This is a genomic window from Propionivibrio sp. (genome assembly GCF_017995515.1).
Lineage (GTDB): Bacteria > Pseudomonadota > Gammaproteobacteria > Burkholderiales > Rhodocyclaceae > Propionivibrio.
On record NZ_JAGOIT010000020.1, the window covers coordinates 1 to 23,016 of the forward strand.

General features: G+C 61.3%; 22 protein-coding genes. 12 read left to right on the forward strand and 10 right to left on the reverse strand.

Features of this window, described 5'->3' with window-relative positions; genetic code table 11:
* Positions 1-137: 137 nt before the first annotated feature.
* The 5 genes from ispH to KBA32_RS05105 form a co-directional block, all read right to left on the reverse strand.
* Positions 138-1,067 (reverse strand): 4-hydroxy-3-methylbut-2-enyl diphosphate reductase, encoded by a 930-nt coding sequence (gene ispH / locus KBA32_RS05085; RefSeq protein ID WP_294356143.1) that lies wholly within the window; start codon positions 1,065-1,067, stop codon positions 138-140.
* A 70-nt stretch (positions 1,068-1,137) separates the two neighbouring features.
* A complete protein-coding gene (lspA, locus tag KBA32_RS05090; RefSeq protein WP_367113745.1) occupies positions 1,138-1,617 on the reverse strand; it encodes a signal peptidase II in 480 nt (159 codons plus the stop codon).
* Entirely contained in the window at positions 1,604-4,408 is a 2,805-nt protein-coding gene (gene ileS / locus KBA32_RS05095; protein WP_294356145.1) for an isoleucine--tRNA ligase, read from the reverse strand. The genes lspA and ileS overlap by 14 nt, the downstream gene beginning before the upstream one ends.
* 43 nt (positions 4,409-4,451) lie before the next feature.
* Positions 4,452-4,841 carry a GxxExxY protein gene (locus KBA32_RS05100; protein ID WP_294356147.1) on the reverse strand — a complete coding sequence of 130 codons (390 nt, stop codon included), beginning with the start codon at positions 4,839-4,841 and terminating at the stop codon, positions 4,452-4,454.
* Positions 4,831-5,793 (reverse strand): bifunctional riboflavin kinase/FAD synthetase, encoded by a 963-nt coding sequence (locus KBA32_RS05105; protein ID WP_294356149.1) that lies wholly within the window; start codon positions 5,791-5,793, stop codon positions 4,831-4,833. The genes KBA32_RS05100 and KBA32_RS05105 overlap by 11 nt, the downstream gene beginning before the upstream one ends.
* Positions 5,794-6,001: 208 nt before the next feature.
* Between KBA32_RS05105 and KBA32_RS05110 the strand changes: the two genes are divergently transcribed.
* The 8 genes from KBA32_RS05110 to KBA32_RS05145 all read left to right on the forward strand — a co-directional run bounded on the left by KBA32_RS05110 (position 6,002) and on the right by KBA32_RS05145 (position 14,310).
* Positions 6,002-8,446, forward strand: coding sequence for a heavy metal translocating P-type ATPase (locus tag KBA32_RS05110; RefSeq protein ID WP_294356151.1), 2,445 nt, complete (start codon positions 6,002-6,004; stop codon positions 8,444-8,446).
* A 6-nt stretch (positions 8,447-8,452) separates the two neighbouring features.
* Entirely contained in the window at positions 8,453-8,659 is a 207-nt protein-coding gene (gene ccoS / locus KBA32_RS05115; protein ID WP_294356154.1) for a cbb3-type cytochrome oxidase assembly protein CcoS, read from the forward strand.
* Between the two features lie 185 nt (positions 8,660-8,844).
* The gene (ccoN, locus tag KBA32_RS05120; protein WP_294356156.1) at positions 8,845-10,269 is read left to right on the forward strand and encodes a cytochrome-c oxidase, cbb3-type subunit I; all 1,425 of its coding nucleotides are present in this window, start codon (positions 8,845-8,847) and stop codon (positions 10,267-10,269) included.
* 19 nt (positions 10,270-10,288) lie between these two features.
* On the forward strand, positions 10,289-10,897 hold the full coding sequence (ccoO, locus tag KBA32_RS05125; protein ID WP_367113747.1) for a cytochrome-c oxidase, cbb3-type subunit II: 609 nt from the start codon (positions 10,289-10,291) through the stop codon (positions 10,895-10,897).
* 3 nt (positions 10,898-10,900) lie between these two features.
* A complete protein-coding gene (locus tag KBA32_RS05130; RefSeq protein ID WP_294356158.1) occupies positions 10,901-11,098 on the forward strand; it encodes a cbb3-type cytochrome c oxidase subunit 3 in 198 nt (65 codons plus the stop codon).
* Complete coding sequence (gene ccoP, locus KBA32_RS05135; protein ID WP_294356160.1) at positions 11,095-12,024, forward strand: cytochrome-c oxidase, cbb3-type subunit III; 930 nt, start codon at positions 11,095-11,097, stop codon at positions 12,022-12,024. The genes KBA32_RS05130 and ccoP overlap by 4 nt, the downstream gene beginning before the upstream one ends.
* A 182-nt stretch (positions 12,025-12,206) precedes the next feature.
* On the forward strand, positions 12,207-13,613 hold the full coding sequence (ccoG, locus tag KBA32_RS05140) for a cytochrome c oxidase accessory protein CcoG (protein ID WP_294356162.1): 1,407 nt from the start codon (positions 12,207-12,209) through the stop codon (positions 13,611-13,613).
* Between the two features lie 94 nt (positions 13,614-13,707).
* Positions 13,708-14,310 carry a FixH family protein gene (locus tag KBA32_RS05145; protein WP_294356164.1) on the forward strand — a complete coding sequence of 201 codons (603 nt, stop codon included), beginning with the start codon at positions 13,708-13,710 and terminating at the stop codon, positions 14,308-14,310.
* A gap of 45 nt (positions 14,311-14,355) precedes the next feature.
* Here the strand turns inward: KBA32_RS05145 and KBA32_RS05150 are convergent, their stop codons facing one another.
* Entirely contained in the window at positions 14,356-14,775 is a 420-nt protein-coding gene (locus tag KBA32_RS05150) for a ProQ/FinO family protein (protein WP_294356165.1), read from the reverse strand.
* A 128-nt stretch (positions 14,776-14,903) separates the two neighbouring features.
* Positions 14,904-16,889 carry an SDR family oxidoreductase gene (locus tag KBA32_RS05155; protein ID WP_294356167.1) on the reverse strand — a complete coding sequence of 662 codons (1,986 nt, stop codon included), beginning with the start codon at positions 16,887-16,889 and terminating at the stop codon, positions 14,904-14,906.
* 161 nt (positions 16,890-17,050) lie between these two features.
* On the opposite strand from KBA32_RS05155, the gene KBA32_RS05160 reads away from it, so the two are divergent.
* The 4 genes from KBA32_RS05160 (at position 17,051) to KBA32_RS05175 (ending at position 21,154) form a co-directional block, all read left to right on the forward strand.
* Entirely contained in the window at positions 17,051-17,641 is a 591-nt protein-coding gene (locus KBA32_RS05160; RefSeq protein ID WP_294356169.1) for a phasin family protein, read from the forward strand.
* A 149-nt stretch (positions 17,642-17,790) separates the two neighbouring features.
* Entirely contained in the window at positions 17,791-19,008 is a 1,218-nt protein-coding gene (locus KBA32_RS05165; protein ID WP_294356171.1) for a patatin-like phospholipase family protein, read from the forward strand.
* Positions 19,009-19,100: 92 nt separating this feature from the next.
* Complete coding sequence (locus tag KBA32_RS05170) at positions 19,101-20,591, forward strand: wax ester/triacylglycerol synthase family O-acyltransferase (protein ID WP_294356173.1); 1,491 nt, start codon at positions 19,101-19,103, stop codon at positions 20,589-20,591.
* A 32-nt stretch (positions 20,592-20,623) separates the two neighbouring features.
* Positions 20,624-21,154, forward strand: a complete 531-nt coding sequence (locus tag KBA32_RS05175; protein WP_294356175.1) for a hypothetical protein — start codon at positions 20,624-20,626, stop codon at positions 21,152-21,154.
* A gap of 27 nt (positions 21,155-21,181) precedes the next feature.
* On the opposite strand, the gene KBA32_RS05180 is transcribed toward KBA32_RS05175, so the two are convergent.
* From KBA32_RS05180 to KBA32_RS05190, 3 genes are all read right to left on the reverse strand, one after another.
* Positions 21,182-21,955, reverse strand: coding sequence for a hypothetical protein (locus KBA32_RS05180; RefSeq protein WP_294356177.1), 774 nt, complete (start codon positions 21,953-21,955; stop codon positions 21,182-21,184).
* 38 nt (positions 21,956-21,993) lie between these two features.
* Positions 21,994-22,641, reverse strand: a complete 648-nt coding sequence (locus KBA32_RS05185) for a TetR/AcrR family transcriptional regulator (protein ID WP_294356179.1) — start codon at positions 22,639-22,641, stop codon at positions 21,994-21,996.
* Positions 22,642-22,731: 90 nt separating this feature from the next.
* The gene (locus KBA32_RS05190) at positions 22,732-23,010 is read right to left on the reverse strand and encodes a polyhydroxyalkanoic acid system family protein (RefSeq protein WP_294356181.1); all 279 of its coding nucleotides are present in this window, start codon (positions 23,008-23,010) and stop codon (positions 22,732-22,734) included.
* Positions 23,011-23,016 lie beyond the last annotated feature (6 nt).

Consider the following 23,016-nt stretch of genomic DNA (forward strand, 5'->3'; position numbering starts at 1 on the left):
GTTGCGGCGCTCTTCGTGCCCATCGCCGATGGGCGACTTATGGCTGGTCCATGAATCGTTCGATTCGTTGGGTGGGGCGTTTGTTGTCTTGTCGGCCGATCTGAACGGGATGTCGGATGCGGCCGCCGTCCCATGCCTCAGAGCTCGTTCTGCAATTCCTTCGGTAGTGCGAAGGTGACGTTTTCTTCGATACCTGGCTGGTTGATAACTGCTCCGGCGTACTCTTCGCGCAAGCGGCTCACTGCACTCGTAACGAGGATCTCCGGCGCAGAGGCGCCGGCCGTTAGTCCAACACGCTTAGCGTCTTTCAGCCAGGAATGATCGATCTGCTCTGCGTTGTCGATCAAGTACGCTTTTGCCCCGCTGTTTGCGGCGACTTCGCGTAGCCGCCTGGAGTTCGAGCTTGATTGACTTCCGACCACAAGTACGACGTCGGCTTCAGTGGCGAGTTCTTTCGCTGCATCCTGCCGGTTTTGCGTTGCGTAACAAATGTCGTCACGCTTTGGCCCCGTAATCTCCGGATATCGATCCTTCAGGGCTGAGACGATCCGGTCTGCGTCATCAACGGATAAGGTTGTCTGTGTGACGTAGGAAAGCCTGGACGGGTTGGTTACGCTGAGGTGCGCAACATCGGTTAGCGTTTCAACGAGATACATCCCGTCCGGACTCTGCCCCATCGTCCCCTCAACCTCCGGGTGCCCCTTGTGGCCGATCATGATCACTTCGCGGCCTTCCTTGCGCATGCGGGCGACCTGGAGATGAACTTTGGTGACCAGCGGGCAGGTGGCGTCGAAAACTTTGAGGCCGCGCGACTCGGCCTCTTCGCGGACGGCTTTCGAGACGCCGTGGGCGCTGAAGATGACCGTTCCGCCGGTCGGGACGTCAACGAGGTCGTCGACAAACACGGCGCCCTTGGCGCGCAGGTCGTCGCAGACGAATTTGTTATGCACCACCTCATGACGAACGTAGATCGGCGCGCCGAATATCTCGATGGCGCGTTCGACGATGGCGATGGCGCGTTCGACGCCGGCGCAGAAGCCGCGCGGGTTGGCCAGGATGATTTGCATTGAGGTTCCGTGCAGGTCGGTCGATGTGTCGATAGGGGCGCCGCGAGGCGCGAGAGTGGGAATCGACCGCTTAGCGATGCGAAGGTTTCGTGACCAGTTGATCCCACACCAGCAGGATGGCGCCGAGGGTGATCGCCGAATCGGCGAGGTTGAACGCCGGCCAGTAGAAGCCGGCGACGTGCCACTGGACGAAGTCGACGACGGCGCCGAAGCGGATGCGGTCGACGACGTTGCCGAGCGCGCCGCCGAGCACCAGGGTGAGCGCGAGCGAGAGGCGGAACTCGCTGCTGTGCTTGCGCAGCAGGGTGACGATCCAGCCGGAGACGCCGAGCGCCAGCGCGGTGAAGAACCAGCGCTGCCAGCCGCCGGCGTCGGAGAGGAAGCTGAACGCCGCGCCGGGGTTGAAGGTGAGCACCCAGTTCCAGAACGGCGCGACGTAACGCGACTCGCCCGGCTGCATCGTCCCGAGCACGATCCACTTGCTGATCTGGTCGAAGAGGGTGATCAGCCCGGCCAGCATCAACCAGGGCTTGATGTTACGCGCAGGCACGTGGCTCGCCCTCGCCGTGCAGATTGCTGACGCAGCGGCCGCAGATTTCCGGATGCTCGGCGTTCGCGCCGACGTCTTCGCGAACATGCCAGCAGCGTTCGCACTTGGCGTGTTCCAGCGCGGCGCATTCGAGCTTTTCCTCTGCGGCGCGGGTCAGCGTGGTCTTTGAGCAGATGAAGACGAAGCGCAGGTCGTCGCCGAGCGAGGACAGGATCTCGTACTTTTCGCCGTCGGTGTGGATGCGCACTTCGGCTTGCAGCGAGGAGCCGATCTGTCCGGCAGAGCGCACTTCTTCGAGCGCGCGCATGACGTCGGCGCGGTAGCCGCGAATCTTGTTCCACTTGTCGAGCAGCGGCGCTTCGTCCGCGGCTGTCGGCAGCGCCTGCCAGGTTTCCAGCATGATCGACGTGCCAGTGCTGCCAAACACTTGCCAGACTTCTTCCGCTGTAAACGAAAGGATCGGCGCCATCAGTTTGACGAGCGTCTGCGTGATGTGCCACAGCGCGCTTTGCGCCGAGCGGCGGGCATTCGACGTGGCCGCCGTGGTGTACAGGCGATCCTTGAGGATGTCGAGGTAGAAGCCGCCGAGGTCTTCCGAACAGAAGGTCTGCAGCGATTGAACGACGCGGTGGAACTCGTACTTGCCGTAGTCCTCTTCGCATTGGCCTTGCAACTGGCGCGTCATGGCCAGCGCGTAGCGGTCGATTTCCAGCCACTGGTCGAACGGCAGCATGTCCTTCGTCGCGTCGAAGTCGGACGTGTTGGCGAGCAGGAAGCGCAGCGTGTTACGGATGCGGCGGTAGGCTTCGACGACGCGCTTGAGGATTTCGTCGGAGATCGACAGTTCGCCGGAGTAGTCGGTAGCGGCAGCCCACAGGCGCAGGATGTCGGCGCCGAGCGTGTCGGAGACCTTCTGCGGGGCGATGACGTTGCCCATCGACTTGGACATCTTGCGGCCCTTGCCGTCGACGACGAAGCCGTGCGTCAGCAGCGCCTTGTACGGGGCGCGGCCGTCTATGGCACAGCCGGTCAGCAGCGACGACTGGAACCAGCCGCGATGCTGGTCGGAGCCTTCGAGGTAGAGGTCGGCCGGGAAGGTGCATTGTTCCTTGTGTGAACCGCGCATCACCGAGAGGTGGGTGACGCCGGAGTCGAACCAGACGTCGAGCGTGTCCTTCATCTTGCGGTACTGGTCGGCTTCATCACCGAGCAGTTCCTTCGGGTCGAGCGAGAACCAAGCATCAATGCCGGCCTTCTCGACGCGCAGGGCGACCTGCTCGATGAGTTCCGCAGTGCGCGGATGCAATGCGCCGGTTTCCTTGTGCAGGAAGAACGGGATCGGTACGCCCCAGTTGCGCTGGCGCGAAACGCACCAGTCGGGGCGCGTCTTCATCATCGCTTCCAGGCGGGCGCGGCCCCAGGCTGGGAAGAACTGCGTCTCGTCGACGGCGAGTTCGGCAATGCGGCGCAGCGTCGCGGCGTCTTCCTTGTCCTTGTGGTCCATGCCGATGAACCACTGCGTCGTCGCGCGGAAGATGATCGGGGTCTTGTGCCGCCAGCAATGCGGGTAGCTGTGCGTGATCTTCTCGGCTTTCAGCAGGCGGCTCTTGGCTTCGAGTTCCTGCAGTACGAGCGGATTGGCTTCCCAGACGCTTTTTCCTGCGAGCGGAGAGACCGACATGGCAGGGGTGTTGGCTAGGAACTTGCCGTCGTCACCGACCGGATTGTTGACCGGCAGGCCATAGACCTTGCCGATCATATAGTCGTCCGCGCCATGTGCCGGCGCGGTGTGTACAAGTCCGGTACCGGCCTCAAGCGTGACATGCGTGCCACAGATGATGGTGACGTCGCGATCCTGGAACGGATGTTTGAGCAGCACGTGTTCCAGATCGCAGCCCTTGGCGGAGCCGATTACGGCCGTCTCCCCGTCGGCAAAGCCATAGCGTTTGAGACAGGCGTCGGCCAGTTCGTGGACGAGGATCAGGGAACCCTTCGGCGTCTTGATCAGATCGTAGCTGAACTCAGGATGCGCGCTGACAGCCTCGTTGGCCGGGAGCGTCCACGGGGTGGTCGTCCAGATGACGGCAAATGCAGGCGCGCGAAGATGCGTCAGGCCGAAGGCCTTGGCGACCTTCTCCGCGTGATTCGGATGAACTTCGAAGGCAACGTCGATAGCCAGCGACGTCTTGTCCTCGTACTCGACTTCGGCTTCGGCCAGCGCGGAACCGCAGTCCATGCACCAGTTGACGGGCTTCAGTCCCTGGTAGAGGTAACCCTTGTCCAGAATGCGGCTCAACGCACGGATCTCGTCGGCCTCGGTCTTGAAAGCCAGCGTCAGGTAGGGGTTGTCCCACTCGCCAAGGACGCCGAGGCGGATGAAGTCCTTCTTCTGCCGTTCGACCTGTTCGTTGGCGAAGGCGCGGCAGAGCTCGCGCACCTTGTCGCCGGGGATGTGCTTGCCGTGCAGTTTTTCGATCTGGTGCTCGATCGGCAGGCCGTGGCAGTCCCAGCCGGGTACGTAGGGCGCATCGAAACCGGCGAGCGTCTTCGAGCGGACGATGATGTCCTTGAGGATCTTGTTCACCGCGTGGCCGATGTGGATGTCGCCGTTGGCGTAGGGCGGGCCGTCATGCAGGACGAAGCGCGGGCGGCCCTTGCAGGCTTCGCGGATCTGTTGGTAGAGCTTCTTCTCCTGCCAGTCGGCGACCCATTTCGGTTCGCGCTTGGCAAGGTCGCCGCGCATCGGGAACGGCGTATCGGTCAGGTTCAGCGTGCTTTTGTAGTCAGCCATTTTCTTTCACCGCAAAGGCGCAAAGGCGCAAAGGTCGCGAAGGTCATAGACCATTGACGATCCGTTTGACTCCTTGACGCATAACATCAACATTGAAATTCAGTAGCAGGCCGAGCTTGAGCCCGGTCAGTCTCAGGTAGGTCAGAACTTGCGCCGCATGCACCGGCAAAAGCGTATCGACCGATTTTGCCTCAACGATCAGGCAGTTTTCTACAAGCAAATCAAGGCGCAAAGGTTTTGCGAGCTCTTTGCCCTTGTAACGAATCGGGACGGCGACTTCACGTTCGATCGCCAATCCGCTCTGGGCCAATTCGGCGGCCAGGCATTCGACATAGATCCCTTCAAGCAAGCCGGGGCCGATCTGTCGATGTACTTCGATGCCAGCACCGACAATCCGATGGCTGATGTCGTTCAGGAGCTCTCTAGTCGCCACGTTCTTCGCGCCCTTTGCGCCTTTGCGCCTTTGCGGTGAAGAATTGTCCGGCCTCGTCCGCATCCCGCATGATCTGCGCTTTCAACGCCTCAAGGTTCGGAAAACGCGCTTCGTCGCGGATCTTGTGGACGAAACGTACGTTGAGGTGGGCGCCGTAGATGTCGCGCGCGAAGTCGAACAGGTGGACTTCAAGGAGCGGGCGTGCCACCTGGTTGGCGCTCGGCCGGATGCCGAGGTTGGCGACGCCGCGATGCGGGCCGTCGGGCAGGCCGTGAACTTCGACGGCAAAGACGCCGGTGAGCGGCGGTCTGTCGTGCTTGATGCGGATGTTGGCGGTGGCGAAGCCGAGCTGTCGGCCCATTTTCTCGCCGTGGACGACACGGCCGTCGATCGAGTACGAACGTCCGAGCAGGCGCGCGGCGTGCTCCATGCGTCCGGCGGCAAGCGCATTGCGTACGGCGGAACTTGAGGCGCGTTCGCCGTTGAGCATGACACTGCCCATCGCATCGACACGGAAACCGAAGTGCTCGCCGCCTTGCCGGAGCATCGCGAAGTCGCCGCGGCGGCCGGCACCGAAGCGGAAGTCGTCGCCGATGATCAGGTGCTTGACGCGCAGGCAGCCGACCAGTATCCGTTCGATGAAGTCCTCGGCCGAAAGCGCGGCGAAGCGGGCGTTGAAGTGCCCGACGTAGGCCGCCTCGACGCCTTCGTCGGCGATCATCTCGAGCTTTTCGCGCAGGGTGGACAGGCGCGCCGGCGCCGAGTCGGGGGCGAAGTATTCGCGCGGGTGCGGCTCGAAAGTGATGGCGGTCGGCAGCAGATTCTCGGCCTTGGCGGCGTCGGTCAATCGCTTGAGCAGCGCACGGTGGCCCAGGTGGATACCATCGAAATTGCCGATGGTCAGCACGGTAGCGCCGGGCGAAACGTGGGAAAAGCCGCGATAGACAAGCATCAGGAGAAAGGTGCGAAGCGAGGGCGAAAAGCCTGAATTATAACGGCTTACCCTTGCCCAATGCGCGGCGGATGGACTGTTCCGTGATCGCCCGACCGCCGTGCCGCGGGCAGAATCCGGCATTCAGGGAACTGGCATATACTTTTCCGCGTCTGAGCTGCGCCGGCCAGACGAATGCCAATAACTACAGAAGAATGAGACTGAGGGGATGACTCACGAGCGTTGTTATCACTGCGGGCAGATCATCCCGCCCGGCGTCGACTTCCCGGTGGTCATCGATGCGCAGTCCCGCGCCATGTGTTGCATCGGCTGCCACGCCGTTGCGAAGGCGATCGTCGACAACGGTCTGGCCGACTACTACCGTAACCGCGATGCCTTGCCCGAGACGGCGCGCGAGGCGGTGCCGGCGATCCTCGACGGGTTGAAACTCTACGATCACGCGGATTTCCAGAAGAGTTTCGTGCGCACGCTGGGCGAGCACGAGCGTGAAGCGTCCTTGATCATCGAAGGCATCACCTGCGCGGCGTGCATCTGGCTGAACGAGCGTCACGTCGCGCAGCTGCCCGGCGTGACCGGCGTCGAGATCAATTTCGCCACGCGGCGCGCGCGCGTGCGCTGGGACGGGCGGCGTATCCAGTTATCCGACATCCTCGCGGCGATCGTCGCCATCGGCTACAACGCGCACCCCTACGATGCGGCGAAGAACGAGGAGGTGGCCAGGAAGGAGCGCAGCGGGGCACTCTGGCGGGTCTTCGTCGCCGGCTTCGGCATGATGCAGGTGATGATGTACGCCATTCCCGCCTACGTGGCCGGCGACGGCGACATGACGCCGGATGTTGCGTTGCTGTTGCGCTGGGCGAGTCTGGTGCTCACCCTGCCGGTCGTCTTCTACTCGGCGCTGCCGTTCTTTCGCGGGGCGTTGCGTGACTTCCGCCTGCACCGGGTGGGGATGGACGTGCCGGTCGCCATCGGCGTCGGCGCCGCTTTCACGGCGAGCGTGTGGGCGACGCTGACGGCGTCGGGTGAGGTCTACTTCGATTCGGTCACGATGTTCGTCTTCTTCCTGCTCGGCGGGCGTTTTGTGGAAATGACCGCCCGCCAGCGGGCAGTCAGTGTGACCGAGGCGCTGGCGAAACTGATGCCGGCGTTCGCCACACGCATCGGCGGCTTTCCTGGTGATCTCGCCGGAGAGCAGGTGATTGCAGCCGAACTACAGCCGGGCGACGTCGTGCTCGTCAAACCGGGCGAAACCATCCCCGCCGATGGGTGTGTCGTCGAAGGTGCCAGTTCGGCGAACGAGTCCCTGCTCACCGGCGAGAGCTTGCCCGTGCCCAAGTCGCCTGGCGCGCCGGTGATCGGCGGTGCGGTCAATATTGAAAGCCCGATCTTCGTCCAGGTCGAACAGGTCGGCGAGGCGACACGGCTGTCCGCAATCGTCCGCCTGATGGAGCGCGCCGCCATGGAGAAACCCCGGATCGTCGAGACGGCGGATCGCATCGCCAGCCGCTTCCTTATGGCCTTGCTCTTCATCGCTGCCGTCGTCGCCGTCATCTGGTACTTCGTCGATCCGGCCAAAGCCCTCTGGATCACGGTGTCGGTGCTCGTTGTCACCTGCCCGTGCGCTCTTTCGCTGGCGACGCCGGTGGCGCTTACCGTCGCCAGTGGCGCAATGGCGCGCGCCGGGCTACTGGTTACACGCAGTCACGCCATCGAAACGCTTTCGCGCGCGACGCATTTTGTCTTCGATAAGACCGGAACGCTGACGACCGGCCGGATGCGGCTGCTCGACGTGTTGCCGCTCGGCGAGATTGACCGCGATCAGTGTCTGGCGCTGGCTGCGGCCATTGAGCAAACCTCGGAGCATCCCATTGCCGCTGCGCTGCGCGGAGCCTGCGAGCGTAGCGGTCGATTTGACCTTGGCGCGGTCGAGAACGAACCGGGGAGCGGGATGAGTGCTGTATACAATGCGCGCCGCTATCGCGTCGGGCGCCCGGAGTACGTCGCGGCGCTGCACGGTGTGCCGCTGCCGATTGCCGCAAGGTCCTTTGCCGAGGGCGGTGACACGGTGATCGCGCTCGGCGACGAGAGCGGCTGGCTGGCGTTTTTCAGCCTTGCCGACCAGATTCGCGATGAGGCAGCTAGTTTGGTGGCTGCGCTGCACAAGGCTGGGCGCCATGTGGTGCTGCTCACCGGCGATGCGCTGCCGGCGGCGCGACGGGTGGCGCAGGCGCTGGCGATCGAAACGGTCGAGGCCGGCATGTCGCCGCAAGGCAAGCACGACTTCGTGCGGCGGATTCAGGCCGCGGGCGGCGTCGTTGCCATGGTCGGTGACGGCGTCAATGATGCGCCGGTGCTGGCGCAGGCGCAGGTGTCGGTCGCCATGGGCGGCGGTTCGCAGCTGGCGCGCACACAGGCCGATCTGATCCTCCTTTCGGAGAATCTCGATCATCTGCGGCGTGGCTACTTCGTGGCACGCCGATCGCTGCGCGTCATTCGCCAGAACCTCGTCTGGTCCTTCAACTATAACTTTGTTGCCTTGCCGCTGGCGATGATCGGCCTGGTTACCCCGTGGATGGCCGGGATCGGCATGTCCGGCAGTTCGCTGCTGGTCGTGCTCAACTCGCTGCGGTTGCAGGCGTCTTCGGAGCGCTGATTGCGTATGGAAAGTCTTTACCTGTTGATTCCGGTTTCCGTCGTGCTGGTCTTCCTGATCGGGCTCGTCTTCTGGTGGTCGCTGCGCAACGGGCAGTTCGACGATCTGGAAGGTCCGGCCTACCGGGTGTTGATGGACAACGACAAGGCGCCGGAGGATGACGGCGAGGCGACGAAGCCACCGGGGCCAAAGGCTGGCGACGGAAGTGTTTGAGGGCTTGTTGGGGCCGGCGCTCGCTTCCGCCGGCGATTGATTTTTGATATTGTGCGCCGTTGATTTGATGTAGATCAAATTTGCTTGCTTGCTCTTTGAATACTATCTGATAATGCCTATCCTGTTGGTGTGGGTATTTGGGGCGGCAAAATAGCGTTTTATTCTTCTAACCATGAGGTGGGTCCATGTCGGAAACTCAGTCGAAATATAACTACAGGGTGGTGCGACAGTTCACCGTGATGTCCGTCATATGGGGCATCGTCGGCATGCTGGTCGGTGTGATCATCGCCGCGCAACTGGTCTGGCCGGAATTGAATCTCGGCTTCCTGCACTTCGGTCGCCTGCGCCCGTTGCACACCAACGCGGTGATCTTCGCCTTCGGCGGCTGCGCGTTGATGGGAACGTCGTTCTACGTCGTCCAGCGAACCTGCCATACCCGACTGTTTTCCGACGCGCTCGCCGCTTTCGTTTTCTGGGGCTGGCAACTGGTCATCGTCCTGGCGGCGATCACCCTGCCGCTCGGTTTTACGCAAGGCAAGGAATACGCCGAACTCGAATGGCCGATCGACATCCTGATCGCGCTCGTCTGGGTGGCCTACGCCGTCGTCTTCTTCGGCACCATCTGGAAGCGCAAGGTGACGCACATCTACGTCGCCAACTGGTTCTACGGCGGCTTCATCCTGGCGGTGGCGCTGCTGCATATCGTCAATAGCGCGGCGATTCCGGTGTCCTTGCTCAAGTCATACTCGGCCTACGCCGGTGTACAGGACGCGATGGTCCAGTGGTGGTACGGTCACAACGCCGTGGGTTTTTTCCTGACCGCCGGCTTCCTCGGGATGATGTACTACTTCGTGCCGAAGCAGGCCGATCGTCCGGTGTATTCCTACCGTCTCTCGGTGGTGCACTTCTGGGCGCTGATCTTCACCTACATGTGGGCGGGCCCGCACCATTTGCACTACACGGCGCTGCCGGACTGGACGCAGTCGGTCGGCATGATCTTTTCGCTGATCCTGCTGGCGCCATCGTGGGGCGGCATGATCAACGGCATCATGACGCTCTCCGGTGCCTGGCATAAGCTGCGCGACGATCCGATCCTCAAGTTCCTGATCACCTCGCTGTCGTTCTACGGCATGTCAACCTTCGAAGGTCCGATGATGTCGATCAAGACGGTCAACGCCTTGTCGCACTACACCGACTGGACGATCGGACACGTGCATTCGGGAGCGCTGGGCTGGGTCGCCATGGTCTCTATCGGCTCGATCTACTACCTGCTGCCGCGCCTGTTCGGCAAGGCGGAGATGCACAGCGTCAAGCTGATCACCGTTCACTTCTGGGTGTCGACCGTCGGCATCGTGCTCTACATCGCCTCGATGTGGATCGCCGGCGTCATGCAGGGACTGATGTGGCGGCAGGTGAACGTCGATGGCACGCTGGCTTACAGCTTCGTCGAGTCGGTCAAGGTCTCGTATCCGTTCTGGGGTATCCGATTGATGGGTGGCTTGCTCTTCCTCTCGGGGATGCTGATCATGGCCTACAACATGTTCAAGACAATGGCCGGCGGTACGACCGAAGACGCGCCGGTGCTGTCCGTCTCCGGTCAGCACGCCTAAGGGAGATATCAAGATGAAACTGACGCACGACTCGATTGAGCGCAATGTCGGCCTGCTGATCATTCTGACCATTCTGGTGGTCAGTGTCGGCGGTCTGCTGGAAATCGTTCCGCTGTTCTTCCAGAAATCGACGACAACGCCCGTGGATGGCCTGAAGCCCTACAGTGCGACGCGGCTCGCCGGACGCGACATCTACATCCGCGAGGGCTGCTTCCTCTGTCACTCGCAGATGATTCGCCCGTTCCGCGCCGAGACCGAGCGCTACGGTCACTACTCGGTGGCCGGCGAATTCGTCTACGACCATCCTTTCCAGTGGGGTTCGAAGCGCACGGGGCCGGATCTGGCGCGCGTTGGCGGCCGTTATTCGGACGAGTGGCATCGCGCGCACCTGATCAATCCGCGCGACGTCGTGCCCGAGTCCAACATGCCGGCCTTCGGCTGGCTCGCCAGCAATCCGGCGGACGCAGCAAGCATCGGTGCCAGGATGAGCGCTCTGCGCAAGGTCGGCGTGCCCTATACCGATGAAGAAATCGCCGGCGCCGGCAAGGAGCTTGAAGGCAAGACCGAGCTCGACGTGCTGATTGCCTACCTCCAGGGTATGGGCGTCGAGATGAAAGGCGCCAGGTAAGCCATGGACATCAACGATCTGCGATCCATCGTGACAGTCGTCTCGCTGCTGACCTTCTTGGGTGTCGTCTGGTGGGCGTACGGCGTGAAAAGCAACAAGCAACGCTTTGAGCAAGCCGCCAATTTGCCGTTCGCGGATGCGGAAGCCGACCGGTTCGAACTCGGCCTTTCTTCCCGCGATGAACAAAGGAAAAAATCATGAGCGATTTTGTTAATGAGTTCTGGAACTGGTACGTCATCCTGATCGTCCTGATCAGCGTCATTGCCTGCGGCGTGTTCCTCTGGTCGCAGAGCATCCACCATCCCGGCAGCAAGCAGACGACCGACACCACCGGGCATCGCTGGGACGAAACACTTGAGGAATACAACAACCCGCTGCCGCGCTGGTGGATGTGGCTGTTCTACGGCACGGTCATCTTCGCGCTGATCTATGTCGCCCTCTACCCCGCCCTCGGACGCATCCCGGGTATCTTTGGCTGGACGTCGGTCGGCGAACATACGAAGGAAGTCGCGGCGGTGGATGCGCAGGTCAAGCCGCTGTTCGAGAAGTTCCAGAAGATGGATCTGAAGGCGGTGGCGGCGGACAAGGAGGCCATGGAGATGGCCGGTCGTCTGTTCCAGACCTACTGCATCCAGTGCCACGGCGTGACGGGTCAAGGCTCGCGCGACAAGGGCTTCCCCAACCTGACGGACAAGGATTGGCAGTGGGGCGGTGAGCCCGAGCAGATCGTCGAGACGGTCAGCAATGGCCGCATGGGCGTGATGCCGCCTTATGGCGGCAATCCCGAGGCGATCGGCGGCGAGGCCGGCGCGAAGGAAGTGGCCAACTACGTGCGTTCATTGTCGGGCCTGTCGCATAACGGCGATCTCGCGGCGAAGGGCAAAGCAAAGTTCGAGACGGTCTGTTTTGCCTGCCACGGCCAGGACGGCAAGGGCATGCAGGCTTTGGGAGCGCCGAACCTGACGGACAAGACCTGGCTCTATGGCAGTTCGGAAGCCAGGATCGCCGAAACGGTCGTTGGCGGACGTCAAAACCAGATGCCGGCCTGGAAAGAGTTCCTCGGCGATGCAAAGATTCACCTGTTGTCGGCTTATGTGCTGAACCTGAGTTCAGGTGGTGCAAAGTAGTTGAGTGCGGCTGGTCAGTCGGGGACAATCAAGGTTGTCCCCGATTTTTTTGCGGATGGGCGGACGAGTCCGGTTCATCCCGAAATTTAAGAATCATATTTCTGCGCTTTCCCCCGGGGCGGCTTCTCATTGGAATATTAGAGTAACGTGTAATTCTGAAATGACTTGGCGTGGTGGCATGTATGGCTGACAAGAATGCGGTGAAGCCGATCGTCGTCGATACGAGCGGTTTGTACGAGAAACACAGGACAATCTACGCAAAGAGCGTCCGCGGTGTGTTCGACAACTGGCGCTGGATCATGGTGTTCGTCACGCAGGCGCTTTTCTACGGCCTGTGCTGGATCGACTGGGGCGGGCGGCAGGCCGTGCTGTTTCACCTGGTCGAACGCAAGTTCTACGTCCTCGGCATGGTCTTCTGGCCGCAGGATGCGATCTATCTCGCCGTTCTGCTGGTCATTTCCGCCTACGCCTTGTTTCTTGCGACAGCCATCGGCGGGCGCCTTTTCTGCGGCTATGCCTGTCCGCAGACGGTTTATACCGAGATCCTGATGTGGATCGAGCGCAAGGTCGAAGGTGACCGACCCGCACGCATGAAACTCGACGCCCAACCGATGAGCGCGCGCAAGTTCCGCCTCAAGTTCATCAAGCATTTCCTCTGGATCGCGGTCGCACTGTGGACGGGCTTCACCTTCGTCGGCTACTTTTCTCCGATCCGGGAACTGGGCGCCTCGCTGATGAACCTGAAGCTCGGGCCTTGGGAGACGTTCTGGATGCTGTTCTACGCCGGCTTTCTCTACCTGATGGCCGGTTTCATGCGTGAGCAGGTGTGCAAGTACATGTGCCCTTACGCACGCTTCCAGGGCGTAATGTTCGATCCGGATACGCTGATCATCACCTACGACGCCGAGCGCGGCGAACCGCGCGGCGCGCGCAAGAAGAGCGATCCGAAAGCCACCGCGCTCGGTGACTGCGTGGATTGCGGGATCTGCGTGCAGGTCTGTCCGACCGGCATCGACATCCGCAACGGCTTGCAGTACGAGTGCATTGCCTGCGCTGCCTGTATCGATGCGTGTGATGCCGTGATGGACAAGGTCGGCAGTCCGCGGGGATTGGTGCGCTACTCGACCGAGAACGCGCTGGCCAAGCACTACACGTCGCGTGACATTCTCGGGCATCTGATGCGTCCGCGTACGCTGCTCTACGGTTCGGTCCTCGTCGCGATCATCGCGGCCACCGCCTGGAGCCTGAGCACCCGCGTGCCGTTGCGTGTCGATCTGCTGCGCGACCGGTCCACGCTGTATCGCGAGGCCGACGATGGGCGCATCGAAAACGTCTTCATGATGCACGTGATGAATACCGACGAGGTGGCGCATCGCTATTCGGTCGGCGTCAGCGGTGTCGACGGCATCGAGATCGCCAGTGACCGGGTGGTCGAGGTGCCTGCGATGTCGAACAAGAACTTCCTCGTCGTCGCGTCGGTCGAAGACGGCATTGTCCCCAAGGGGTCGAGCAAGATCCTCTTCGATATCCGGGCGCTGGGTAACGACGCCGTGGCCGTCAAGGAAAAATCAACCTTCTACATGCCATGAACCTGAAAAACTCAATTCTTCACCGCAAAGATCGCAAAGAAAATCAAAGCGCTACGCGAACAGCAGCTGTCTTTCATCTTGACCCGCAGGGTGAATGGTCAAGTACGACCCACCTGTTGTTTCCTTTGCGATCTTTGCGCCTTCGCGCCTTTGCGGTGAGGTTTTCAGGATGAACGACAGATTGACTTCGACCATCGAACCCTGGTATCGCCACCGCTCGCCATGGCTGCTCATGCTTGGGCCGTTCGTTGTCATTGTCGCCGCTGCGATTACGGTTTATCTGGCGGTGATCAGCAACGACGGGCTGGTCGACGACGATTACTACAAGCAGGGTCTGGCCATCAACCAGATCACCGCGCGCGACCAGGTCGCGGCGCGGCGCGGCTTGCAGGCGGAACTGATGCTCGGGGCTGATCGCGTACGCGTGCTGTTGTCGGCGCGTGATGCCGTCTTGCCGAAAGAGCTCGTTCTGCACCTGACCCACCCGACCCGTGCGGGTGTCGATCAGATCATTGCGCTCAGTGTCGAACCGGGCGCTGGCGGCATGTACTCCGGCGCGATCGCCGGCATTGCAAGAGGGCGCTGGCACGTCGTTCTGGAGGATGCAGCGAAGGAATGGCGCTTGACCGGCGACTGGGTGATCGGCGACAACCCCGCGCTCAAACTGGTAGCCGAGCCGGTAAAAGCGGGCGGATAAGGCTGTCGTTGCCAAGGCGGGCCTGGCGCGCACCGCCTCCTGTCTCTACCGCTGCTTGCCGAACTTCTCGACAAGCTGGCTCAATTTCTGGTTGCGTTCCTTTTCCTGCTGCTCGGCCTGTTTTTGTGCACGGCGACGTTCAGCGTCCTTGCGGAAGCGTTCCTTGAGTACCTCGGCCGCATGTGCGCGATGCGTTTCGCTGACTTCTTCGCCCGGATTCCCGTCGAGATCGAAGCGGCGCGTCGCTTTTTCCATGCTCTTGAGGTAGCGCAGCGAATTGGTGTGCAAGCCGAGCGCGATGCGCATCGTTTTTCGGTTCAGTTCGGACTGGCGGGCCTGTAGCTGCTTGTCGATGCCGATCGCCAGCGGCAGGTAGTCACGAAAGACTGCGTATTGTTCCTGAAGCGTCTTGATCAGCGTGCGGGCTTTTTGAACCGGGTTTTCAGTCGTGTTTTCGGTGTTCATGGGCGGAAATGGACGAGATCGCTACGATCCGGTCAGGCGTGGTTTTTATTAGAGCGGCCAGCTTACCATGGGGACTCCGTTTGCGCTTGTGCCGCGCAAACGGAGAGCTGTCTCGACGTTGCTGGAGCCTAGAAGTACATCCCGCGCATGATCTGCGTAAAGGCAATCTGGTCTGCCGATGGTGGCTGGAGGGCGTCTCCTTCTTTCTTTGCGGCGGCGGAGTCCGGGAACATGCGGAAACTCGTGTTCATGATGATCTGGGCGACCTTGGGCATCAGTGAGTGAATCAATGCACCGAAAATGCCCAGGCGCGTGGCGATGCGCACCTGCTTGTGAATGATCGCGTCGACGACCAGATTGGCTGCTTCCTCCGGCGTAAGCGTCGGTACCTGTTCGTAGAGCTTGGTCGGTGAGATCATCGGCGTCTTGACGAGCGGCATGTTGATCGTCGTGAAGTCGATGCGGCGGTCGGCGAATTCCGATGCGGCGCAGCGCGTCCACGCTTCCATCGCCGCCTTGGAGGCGACGTAGGCGGAGAAGCGCGGTGCGTTGGTCAGCACGCCGATCGACGAAATGTTGATCACGTGCCCCCGCTGCTTGCTGATCATGCCGGGCAGCAGGCCCATCGTCAGGCGCAGGGCGCCGAAGTAGTTCAGCTCCATCGTCCGCTCGAAGTCGTGGAAGCGATCGAACGAGTTCTCGATGCCGCGCCGGATCGAGCGGCCGGCGTTGTTGATCAGGACGTCCACGCCGTCGTAGGTTTCGTTCAGCGTCTGAACGAGCGCGTCACAGTCCTCCCGGGATGCGATATCGGCGGTGTGCGTATGTATGGTGAGACCGGCCGCCTCGAATTCGCGCCGGGTTTCTTCCAGCTTCTCCGCATCGCGCGCAACGGTGACGGCGATGGCGCCGGCCTCGGCGACCCTGCGCAAGGTCGCCTTGCCGATCCCCGACGAGCCGCCGGTAATCAGGACGACCTTTCCGGCCACCTGACCGTGCAGTGTACGGTCGATGAAAAGATCAGGGTCAAGGTGGCGTTCCCAGTAATCCCAAAGTTTCCACGCGTAGGTGTCGAGTGGCGGAACCGCGATGTCCGTCCCTTTGAGGACGCGCAAGGTTTCGCGGCAATCGAAGCGCGTCGGGTAGTTGATGAAGTCGAAGATGCTGTCCGGCAGCCCCAGATCCTTCATGATCGCGTTCTTGATGCGGCGAATCGGCGTCAGGGAAAACAGTGCCTTGCGAATGTGTCTGGGGATGAAGCCGAACAGCGCGGCGTTGATGCGCATCGTCATCTGCGGCGCATGCGCGGCCCGGGCGAAGCTGTTGAGCAGGTCGCCAACGCGCATCGGATGCGGGTCGGTCAGGTGGAAGCACTTGCCGTCTTCGCCTTTCAGGTGTGCGATGTAGTCCATCGCCGAGACGACAAAGTCCACCGGGACGACATTGATGCGCCCGCCTTCGATGCCGATGGTCGGCATCCAGCTCGGCAGTGCCTTGCGCATCTTCTGGATGAGCTTGAAGAAATAGTAGGGACCGTCGATCTTTTCCGCCTCGCCGGTGCGCGAGTCGCCGACGACGATGCCGGGCCGGAAGATTCGCCAGGGAACCTTGCATTCCTTGCGCACGATGCCCTCCGAATCGTGCTTCGTACGGAAGTACGGGTTGTCCAGGTTCTCGGCTTCCTCGAACATGTCTTCGCGGAAGAGCCCCTCGAACAGTCCGGCCGAGGCTATCGAGCTGACCAGGTGAAAATGCTTGACCGCGAGCGCTTCGGCGAGGCCGACCGTGTTGCGCGTGCCGTCGACGTTGGCGTGTTGCTGCGCTTCGGCGCTGGCATTCAGATCGTAGATCGCGGCGAGATGGAAGAAGTGGGTGATCTTCCCCTTGAGCTTCCGGATGTCGGTTTTCGCGACGCCGAGGTTCGTTTCGGACAGGTCACCGACGATCGGTACGATGCGCTGTTCATCAACGCCCCAGTATTCTCGGAACCCTTCCATGAGCGGGATTTCGACCGTGCGCACGAGGATATGGACGGTGCTCTCGGGGCGCAAAAGCAGTTTGGCGACGAGACGTTTGCCGATAAAACCAGTGGCGCCAGTGACGAAATAGTTCATTCACGCCTCTCCGAAAAAGTTCTTTTTCGACGACCGATTTAGAGGGCGATACCTATATGTTTAGTGTGTGCCCTCTAGTTATTCTCCCTACAATGCCGTCATGGAGCAAGGGAAACAGCGTTGGTCCATTATCGTGTGAGACAACTATCAAGGAGAGTGACATGGGCAAGAAATTGAAGGCTTTGGCAGGGGGTCTGACGGAAAATCAGCTTGCTATGACCGTCAAGGATTCTGCGCAGCAGATCTGGCTGGCCGGGCTGGGCGCGTTCGCCAAGGCGCAGGAAGAGGGCGGCAAAGTCTTCGAGGCGCTTGTCAAAGAGGGTGAAACCATTCAGGCCAGAACGCGCAAGTTGACGGACGAGAAGATCGCCGTCGTTGCCGGCAAGGCTGCGGGGACGTGGGATCGGCTTGAACAGGTCTTCGAGGATCGCGTTGCGCGCGCGCTGGGTAGCCTTGGCGTGCCGAGCAAGAAGGATATCGACAAGCTCTCCAAGCGCGTGGTTGAGTTGACGGCCGTTGTGCAGGGCCTGACCGAAGCGAAGGCAGCGCCGAAAGCGACGACGAAACCCGCCGCAAAACCTGCGGCAAAACCTGCTGAAAAGGCGGTCGCCAAGCCGGCACCAGCCAGGAATCCGGCAGTCAAGAAGGCTGCGGCGAAACCGGCGGTCAAACCGGCGGCCGTTGCGCCGAAGGTCGTTCCCGCAGTGACGCCTGCCGATGTGCTGAAGAATATTGCGGGTACGAATCCGTAGTTTCGTCACGGCGATTTGTTGATTTGTTGTTTTCCCGCAACCGCACCGCCTGTTTCTTGTCGAAGCGAGAAACAGGCGGTGCAAGTGGCGTTTATGTCGGTGTTCGCGCTGTTGTGCCTGTTCCCCTCTACGTTTATTGGAGATGAATGATGGCCGCTTCTGCTGTGCGTTCAAAAATCGGATTGGCGCTTGCAGGTGGCGGGCCGGTGGGTGGTATCTACGAAGTCGGCGCGATGGCGGCGCTCTCCGAGGCGCTGGAAGGGTTGGACTTCAACGGTTTTGATTATTTCGTCGGGGTGAGTTCCGGTGGCTTTGTCGCCGCGGCCGTTGCCAATGGGATGCATCCCGGGTCTCTGGCGCGCATGCTTGTCGAGAATGACACCGACGAGATGTTCGACCCCGAACTGCTGCTGCGTCCGGCCTTGGGCGAGTACATGAAGCGCGCCCTGTCGGTGCCGCTTCTGCTGTTCTCGTCTTTCAGGAACTACTTTTCAGACCCTCTGCACACGGGGCTGTTCGAGTCCCTGCAGCGCTTGAGTTATGCGCTCCCGTCCGGCATCTTCGACAACGCCGGCGTGGATGAACTGCTGAGGCGAATGTTCTCGGCTTACGGGCGCAGCAACGATTTTCGCGAACTGAAGCACAAGCTGTTTCTTGTTGCGACCGACCTGGATTCGGGGGCTTCGGTCGCCTTCGGGAGCAAGGGCTACGATGACGTTCCGATTTCCCTCGCCGTGCAGGCCAGCGCCGCGCTGCCGGGTTTGTTCCCGCCGGTCAATATCGGTGGGCGATATTTTGTCGATGGTGCCCTGATCAAGACGCTGCATGCCTCGGTCGCTTTGCGCGAGGGGGCCGATCTGGTCATCTGCATCAATCCGCTCGTTCCCTTCGATTCTGCAATGGCGGCCCGGCATGCGCATCCGGATGCCCGCTCGCTGGCGCCGGAACATCTGGTGGACGGGGGGCTTCCCGTCGTGCTGTCGCAAACCTTCCGCGCCATCATCCATTCGCGCATGCGCACCGGCATGGCGCGCTACGACCTTGAATACAAGAACGCCGACGTCGTCCTGTTCGAGCCGAAACCCGACGACGAGGAGATGTTCTTCACCAACGTCTTCAGCTACAGCAGCCGTAGCCGTTTGTGCGAGCACGCCTATCAGAACACGCGCAGCGACCTCTACCGCAGGCGCCACATTCTTGGCCCGATCTTCGCGCGCCACGGTATCCACCTGAACGTCCCGATACTCTGCGACAAAAGCCGCTCGCTGTTGCCGGAAAAGCGTCGTCGTCAGCTGGCATCGACGATCGCATCGCTGGATAGCTCCTTGAATCATCTTTCGGGCTGGCTTGAAACGCACGCTTCCTGATTTTTAATCGTCCGGCAAGGGAAATCGCCATAGCTGTCCGGTGATGGAGGTTGCTATGATGCGATCCTGTCTTGGTCTCCGGAGAACAGGCGATGTCTTCCCGCGAACGCGTGCGCGAGCGTATGGCCAGTATTGACACGGCATGGCTCCGGATGGACCGTCCGGCCAACCTGATGCAGATCATCGGCGTGATGGTTTTTGACGGACGAGTCGACCCGGAGCGTTTCAAGCGCACGATCGCCAAGCGCCTCCTGCGCTACAACCGCTTCCGCCAGATTGCGGAACTCGATTCTGACGGTGCATGGTGGATCGATGACGATGACTTCGATCTCGATTCGCATATTCGTCGTACCGTGCTGCCGGCGCCCGGCGGCAAGCGCGAGTTGCAGAAGTTCGTCGCCGAAATGGCCAGCGAGCCGTTGAATCCGTCACGACCGCGTTGGGAATATCAGCTGGTCGAAACGGCGGGGGGCGATTCGGCGGTGGTCATGCGGGTCCATCACGCGATTGCGGACGGTATTGCCCTGATTCGGGTGCTGCATTCGCTGACCGATGAGGCGCCTGATGCGCCGGCTGCCGGAACCCGGGCAGCCGATGGCACGAAACGCAGCGCGAAGAAAGTCGAAAGTGGGGAGAAGGACGACGATGGCGACCTTTTCTGGTCCGTCATCGCCGAGCCGATTACCGATCTCGCACTCGCATCGATCCGGCTCGGCGGCACGCTTTGGGGACATTACCAAGGTCTGCGCAATGATCCCGGGACGCTGCTCGACTACGCGAGTGTCGCTCGGGCGATTGCCAACGAGGTCGGCAAGCTGGCGCTGATGCCGAGCGATAGCCAGACGCGTCTCAAGGGGCGGCCGGGGACGGTCAAGCGCGTGGCGTGGTCCGATCCGATTTCGTTGCCAGAGGTGAAAGCCGTCGGCAAAGTGCTGGGCTGTTCGATCAACGACCTTCTGCTGTCGTCGGTCGCCGGCGCACTGGGCGGTTACTTGCAGGACAAGGGTGACGCGACAGCCGGTGTCGACATCCGCGCCATGGTGCCGGTGAACCTGCGTTCGACCGAGAGCAAGGTCGAACTCGGAAATCACTTTGGCCTGGTTGCGCTCGAATTGCCCGTCGGCATCGAGAATCCTCTGGCGCGGCTCTATGCAACGAAGGCGCGGATGGAGGCTTTGAAGTGCGGCTATCAGGCGCAGGTGACTTACGGCCTGCTCGGGCTGGTCGGCATGGCGCCGAAGTTTCTCCAACAGCAGGTGCTCGACCTGGTCGCAAGCAAGGCGACTGCGGTGATGACCAACGTGCCGGGGCCGCAGGCACCGCGCTACCTCGCCGGCGTCAAGCTCAAGCAGCAGATGTTCTGGGTGCCGCAGACAAGCAACATCGGTATCGGGGTCAGCATCCTTTCCTACGACGGCAAGGTCCTGTTTGGTCTGATCACCGACAAGGGACTGGTCGATGATCCTGAGCTGATCGTCGAGCGTTTCTCAGTCGAGTTCGAAAAACTGCTGCTGCTCGTACTGATGGAGCCGTGGTCCCGTTTGAGCGATCCGGGCGCGGTTGAGAATGCGGTGGCAGAGTGAGCCTGGACTGCCCGTTTCAATGAGGAGATGCCATGTCAGATGAGGGGGAAACAAGCGAAATCGTCGAGGCGGCGCCAAAAGGGAAGTCGGGGGCGTTGTCGGTAATCGTCTTGTCGGTGCTGCTCGGTATCGCGGTGATCGCTGGCATCGGAAGTAGCGTCTTCTATTCGCGTAGCGCCAAATCAGTGACAGCCGAGATGGCCGCCATGAAAAAGGAAGTGGCCGCACTCAGGGCATTGGTTCTGCAACCGAAGCCCGAAAAGGTCGATCCGGCGCTGGATGCGGCACTCAATGACATGAAAAAACAGATTGAGTCGCTTTCCGCGCAGATCGGTATGCTGATGACTTCGGTCGCCGAGCGCGCGGCGTTGGACGGCGCGGCGGCCGAACAGCCCGTACAGCAGAAAGCGGCGTCGGCCAATCCGGAGGTTCGCAAAGCGGAAACCTCGTCCAAGAAGATCGAAGTGAAGAACTGCAATCTGATCGGGAAGTCGCCGGAGGAGCAGGCGGCCATCCTGAAGCACTGCGTCAGCCTGATCGACCCGCGTGACGAGAAACAATAGTCTCTACTCTGGCCTCCGCCTCGTTTCTCAGTCTTCGAGTTCGGCTTTGGCGCTCTCCACGTCCAGCCATTCCATCGCGTCCGCGGGCTGGCTGCTGGCCGCTTCACGGTAGTAGCGTTCGGCGTCCTTGAGGCGGCTGTTGCCGAACATCATCATCAGTCCGTTGGCGTATTCGATGCGCGCGATGGCCGAATCCGGATTGAGTTTCAGCGCGGTTTCGAAATGCTCCACGCCAAGGTTCTTCTTCGCGCCGTAGGTCAAGCCGCCGACCAGCGAGCCGACCTTGTCGATGACTTCGGCGTGGTAGGCGCCGAGCGCGATATGTGCGTCGGCGTGCCTGGGTTCGAGCGCGATGGCTTGGGTCAGGCTGTGCTTGATCTTGCCGCCGAGTCCCTCGGCGAGCGCCTTGACCACGGAAATGCCCTGGCTGTAGCGCCCGAGCGCGAAGGCGTGCAGATACCAGGCATTGGCGTACGTCGGCATGGCTTTTTGCTGTTCCTCGCAACGCTGCGCCGCTTCGAGCAGCAGGGCGAGTTTGCGTTCGTGATCCTGCTCGAGATAACCCGCGTAGACCGTCGCCGCCTTGTTGGCGACGGCGTAGCCCGCCATGCCGCGGGCCAGGCCGAGTTCGACCGCGCTGCCGAAGTCACCGCTGTGGTAGCTACGCCACGCATCCTGCACCTTGCCGTCGTCCGGAAACGGTTCGCAATCGCCGGCATGGAGGCGCGCCCAGTTCTTCTTGAGCGCGGCGCCGGCGTAGGCAAACGACTTGTCGGGGTGGGGAAACCTCGTCCATTTCATGCGCATTCTCCCGGTGGGTGAGTTGTCGCTAACTTCGACTAGGGCTTCAGGTAGGCGACCGATAGTCGCTCCAACAATGCACGGGCCTCGTTGATCAGGAACGGCGAAATCATCGCCATCACCTGATAGACGCCGCGTCCGATCCGCTCGTTCTCGGTCGTTCCGCGTGGGTCGCGGGCATATTCGAACGACAGCCAGTAAGTCGCGATGACCGCCATGTTGGTACTGACCGCGCGCAATTCGGTTGCCGATGCGCGCATCGAGCCGGCGGCGACCAGGCTTTCGCAGAGCAGGGTTGCGGTGCTGATCTTGTGCGCCAGGATCTTCTTGAAGTGAATCTCGAGCGTGCGATTGCGCGTCAGCAGGTCGTTGAGGTCGCGGTAGAAGAAGCGGTATTTCCAGATCTGCTCGAACAGCAGGTGCAGGAACAACCAGATGTCCTCGACGTCGGCTTGCCGATTCGACGGGACGGCGAGGATGCCTTCGATCTCCCGCTCGAACGCGGTGAAGATGGCCTCGACGATCTCGTCCTTGTTGTGGAAGTGGTAGTAGAGATTGCCCGGGCTGATGTTCAGGTCGTCGGCGATGACCGTCGTCGAGACATTGGGCTCGCCGAAATCGTTGAACAGGCGCAGGCTGGCCTCAAGGATCCGCTCCGGCGTTCTGCGCTTTGGTTTGATATCCATGAACCTGCCGATCGACGTTGGTTCGTATCGATTGGCGAGGATAGCACCGCAGGCCGGTGCTGGAAATGCCGCCGGACTCCTGTGGCGTGCTCAGGTGGGAAAGTTCTCGTCGAAAAACTTGTGTACCTCGCGTTCGATGCTCGGCTTGAGCGCCGAGAGCAAGAAGCCGAGATTGACGATCAGGCCGACCTGGTCTTCGTCGATCTCGAGCTTCCCGGATACGCCGAAGCGTTCAAAGGTCAGGGTGTTGCCGTGCCAGGCGCAGGTGAGGTCGAACTCCTCGCTTAACTCGGCAGCCATGTGTTCGGCAGATTTGCGTGCCTTGGCGAGCGTTTTTCCGTGCTTGCGGTTGATGACGATGTCGTCCATGTGCAC

Excerpts from the sequence above, each read along its gene's own strand:
- ispH (WP_294356143.1), bottom strand. The coding sequence starts at position 1,067 with ATGCAAATCATCCTGGCCAACCCGCGCGGCTTCTGCGCCGGCGTCGAA.
- ileS (WP_294356145.1), bottom strand. The coding sequence starts at position 4,408 with ATGGCTGACTACAAAAGCACGCTGAACCTGACCGATACGCCGTTCCCG.
- KBA32_RS05105 (WP_294356149.1), bottom strand. The coding sequence starts at position 5,793 with ATGCTTGTCTATCGCGGCTTTTCCCACGTTTCGCCCGGCGCTACCGTG.
- KBA32_RS05110 (WP_294356151.1), top strand. The coding sequence starts at position 6,002 with ATGACTCACGAGCGTTGTTATCACTGCGGGCAGATCATCCCGCCCGGC.
- ccoS (WP_294356154.1), top strand. The coding sequence starts at position 8,453 with ATGGAAAGTCTTTACCTGTTGATTCCGGTTTCCGTCGTGCTGGTCTTC.
- ccoN (WP_294356156.1), top strand. The coding sequence starts at position 8,845 with ATGTCGGAAACTCAGTCGAAATATAACTACAGGGTGGTGCGACAGTTC.
- KBA32_RS05130 (WP_294356158.1), top strand. The coding sequence starts at position 10,901 with ATGGACATCAACGATCTGCGATCCATCGTGACAGTCGTCTCGCTGCTG.
- ccoP (WP_294356160.1), top strand. The coding sequence starts at position 11,095 with ATGAGCGATTTTGTTAATGAGTTCTGGAACTGGTACGTCATCCTGATC.
- ccoG (WP_294356162.1), top strand. The coding sequence starts at position 12,207 with ATGGCTGACAAGAATGCGGTGAAGCCGATCGTCGTCGATACGAGCGGT.
- KBA32_RS05145 (WP_294356164.1), top strand. The coding sequence starts at position 13,708 with ATGGTCAAGTACGACCCACCTGTTGTTTCCTTTGCGATCTTTGCGCCT.
- KBA32_RS05150 (WP_294356165.1), bottom strand. The coding sequence starts at position 14,775 with ATGAACACCGAAAACACGACTGAAAACCCGGTTCAAAAAGCCCGCACG.
- KBA32_RS05155 (WP_294356167.1), bottom strand. The coding sequence starts at position 16,889 with ATGAACTATTTCGTCACTGGCGCCACTGGTTTTATCGGCAAACGTCTC.
- KBA32_RS05160 (WP_294356169.1), top strand. The coding sequence starts at position 17,051 with ATGGGCAAGAAATTGAAGGCTTTGGCAGGGGGTCTGACGGAAAATCAG.
- KBA32_RS05165 (WP_294356171.1), top strand. The coding sequence starts at position 17,791 with ATGGCCGCTTCTGCTGTGCGTTCAAAAATCGGATTGGCGCTTGCAGGT.
- KBA32_RS05170 (WP_294356173.1), top strand. The coding sequence starts at position 19,101 with ATGTCTTCCCGCGAACGCGTGCGCGAGCGTATGGCCAGTATTGACACG.
- KBA32_RS05175 (WP_294356175.1), top strand. The coding sequence starts at position 20,624 with ATGTCAGATGAGGGGGAAACAAGCGAAATCGTCGAGGCGGCGCCAAAA.
- KBA32_RS05180 (WP_294356177.1), bottom strand. The coding sequence starts at position 21,955 with ATGAAATGGACGAGGTTTCCCCACCCCGACAAGTCGTTTGCCTACGCC.
- KBA32_RS05185 (WP_294356179.1), bottom strand. The coding sequence starts at position 22,641 with ATGGATATCAAACCAAAGCGCAGAACGCCGGAGCGGATCCTTGAGGCC.
- KBA32_RS05190 (WP_294356181.1), bottom strand. The coding sequence starts at position 23,010 with ATGGACGACATCGTCATCAACCGCAAGCACGGAAAAACGCTCGCCAAG.